The sequence below is a fragment of the Mesorhizobium sp. WSM4976 genome, from assembly GCF_029625685.1.
In the GTDB taxonomy this organism is placed as follows: Bacteria; Pseudomonadota; Alphaproteobacteria; order Rhizobiales; family Rhizobiaceae; genus Mesorhizobium.
In genome coordinates this window covers 1-2,782 of sequence record NZ_JARTVT010000078.1, presented here as the reverse complement: position 1 = coordinate 2,782, position 2,782 = coordinate 1, and the positions used below count along the sequence as shown (strand labels likewise).

Annotated in this window: 2 protein-coding genes; one reads left to right on the top strand and one right to left on the bottom strand. The window is 59.0% G+C overall.

What is annotated here, in order from left to right; translation table 11 throughout:
- Positions 1 to 735 precede the first annotated feature (735 nt).
- Positions 736 to 984, top strand: a complete 249-nt coding sequence (locus tag P9272_RS35680) for a hypothetical protein (RefSeq protein WP_278164885.1) — start codon at positions 736 to 738, stop codon at positions 982 to 984.
- Between the two features lie 338 nt (positions 985 to 1,322).
- Here P9272_RS35680 and P9272_RS35675 read toward each other — a convergent pair whose 3' ends face one another.
- The gene (locus tag P9272_RS35675) at positions 1,323 to 2,561 is read right to left on the bottom strand and encodes a pilus assembly protein TadG-related protein (RefSeq protein WP_278164883.1); all 1,239 of its coding nucleotides are present in this window, start codon (positions 2,559 to 2,561) and stop codon (positions 1,323 to 1,325) included.
- Positions 2,562 to 2,782: the final 221 nt, after the last annotated feature.

Genomic DNA, 2,782 nt, shown 5'->3' with positions numbered 1-2,782 from the left:
CCTACGAGTCCATCTGCAAGGCATGGGCCTCCCAGCCCGAACGCTTCTGGCTCAATCCGCTCCAGCAAATGCCGGGATTAAACATCTAGTCCCCCCGACTTTCCGCAGGCAGGGTATCGTGCCTCCGCCGAAACAGCGTGAGCTGGCAAGAACGGTGGAGGTGCTTCTTGATCGGTGCGCAGTCCCATCAGGCGCGAAGCATCCTCGCCGCCGCCGATCGTCATGTACTTGATGACATCCCGGTACTAAGGACTGCTTTGATCGGATGAGGCCATTTCGGGCCACCTCATCCTGCAGCTTTCGTGCTGCGACCGGTGAGCGCTTCGTTCAAGCCATTCATCAGCCATCTGCTCGATGGGGACTGACTGACGCGGCATAGGTAGTGTGCCGAGAGTTCTGCAAAATTCGCTGCGGGGTTGAATACTTTCCGAACGCCAAAGCTGCCTGCGCCAGTGCGCTGGCGGTGGAAAACCAATGAAAACCGGATAGAGACCAACCGCGACATCAAACTGAACGACCCGCGCGCGAGTACAAGAAGCTCATGCGGCGCCAACCCCCTGCGCGTTCCGCCGGGCAACGCGTCTCTGCTGACGCATGCCCGGCCGCCGATGAATATCTTTGCACTTGCATTTCAAGCGGGACGTCCGAAACAGCCGGGCAGTTCGGTATTCGCGTTGACGTGTGGTTAACGCTACGTTAACTTAAAATTAGAGATTTCTAATAAAGGGGAACATGATGAAAACGGCTATTGTCTGCGTGGCTTTTGTCCTTGCGGCGTCAAGTGCCGCCGTGGCCCACGAAAAAAAGAAGACGGTCACCTCCCAAAATACATGTGCAGGGCTGTCGATCAAACAGAAAGCAGCCGCCAAACTTGATTGTACCGCGACCGGGACCGCCAATCCGCCAGCGACCGACGCTGCTACTTCCAAGCCCCGCCTTGGCTACGAGACCAGCCGCCCCGAGGTGTTGTCTTTCGGACTCTAGGCTTTCCGGTCAGCCGCGACCGGGAGACAGGGGGCCCTTGCGTTTATCGTGGATTGGAACCAAACCGCCTGAAGGTGCGGGTGCCCGCAAGTGATACTCGAGCACCAGTTCCCTATCCAAATCCATTCTCAGGGCCCGCTGCGTGACCCGCTCGGAGTTCCTTCCGCGCGACTAGCCAGGCCGGCCCGCCCGGTGGGGACAACGCAGCGCCGGGGCAACAACATTCCTGCGGTTTCCAGGCACACTATACCCTTAGAAGGATCGGCCACTTGAGGGTTAACACGAGTGCCGGATCGGTTGCTAGGCCGACTTGATATGTTGGGCGATATGTTGGGCGCCTACTCGACGAGCGCGACCGACGGAGCGGCTGGGATGTCGTTGAAGCCAAGATCCTTGCAATCCTGATTGATGGTCGAATTACCCGACCACTGGATCGTGTCGGCAACGACCTGGGTGCAGCCATTCTTGCCGGAGAAATTGCCAAGATACTTGACTTGTTGCCTGGGGAAATAGATGGCGCCGGTCAGAAGCGAGTCCGCAGTGCCGTTGAACGTGCTCTGTGCCGCAGTACCGGTCCTGTCGCCATAGAACAGCATTCCGGAGTAGGTGCCCGAGGTCGGCGCGCTCAGCGTCACGGTCGCGTTGCCGTTCATGCTGACGGTGCTGCTGCCCGCCATGTAGATGGTTACGCCGTCGCCCTGGATAACCGCACCCGCGTTGATTTTCAAATTGCCCTGGACGACGTAGACACCGGGTGAAAGCGTGACATTGCCGTTGAGGTTCATGCCGTTGCAGTAGGTACCGGGCTGGATCGTCTGCGTCGTCTTGTTGCCGTTGACATTCTGGCAAGAGTTCGAGGCCGCAGGCGCCGGCAGTCCGGCAAACGGATCGGCCGCCGGCAGCGCCTGGGTGATCGCGGCGTTGCAGCCCATTGTCACCGGGTTGTTAAGCACAACGCCGCCCGCCGAGATCAGACAGTCGGCTTGGAGGCCGGCCGACCCCTGCACCTTAAGGGCATCGCTGGCGATTGAATCCGACATGACCGAGCAGCCGTTGAATTTGACACTGGTGCTGCCGGAGAAAAGCGCCGCCTGCGAGGCCGACCGATTGAGCGCTAGCACGCAGGCCTTCGAAGCGTCGGTGATCAGCGCGACCGCCCTCGCCCGCTCGGGCACCTTGGTCTGCGTGAAGATGGAGGTGAATATCCGGTCCAGGTTCTGGTTGAGGATCACCTCGACGGCATTCTTGGCGATATTCGGCCCGGAGGTGGGCGGCGTGTTGACCACAATGGTCCCGTTGCCCAATCCGTTGTTAGTGGCCAATTGCGTGGCGGCCGCGGTGATTTCCGCCGCGTTGGATCCAGACACCTTTTCCAGCGCGCCGGCATAGGCGGCGGCGTCCGCAACCGCCTGCAGCTTTAGGCTCGAATAGTACCAATAGGACGTCTCGACTCCCAGCCCCGCACCGCCCACAATGATAGGCAAGGAAAATGCAACGATGGTCGCTACATTACCGCTCCTGTCCGCTCCGAATTGGCGAACTCCAAAGAACTTCAGTATGCGGCCGAGTGGGATCAACTGCCCGCCTGCTTGCTCGTCAACGTATGTGGCAATTACAAGTCCTTGGGTAAGCGAAGTGCTAATGTTTTTTCCTTGATTTTAGAATCAGACCTAATCGGAGGTTCGCGCCGACCTCTGCCGAGGCTTGATTGTCACTCGGCCTAACTGTCTTCAGACCTAGGTCGGCAGAGGGAAGATACCGGCCAAAAGTGTTTGCGTTTTGCCGCAAACGTGACTTT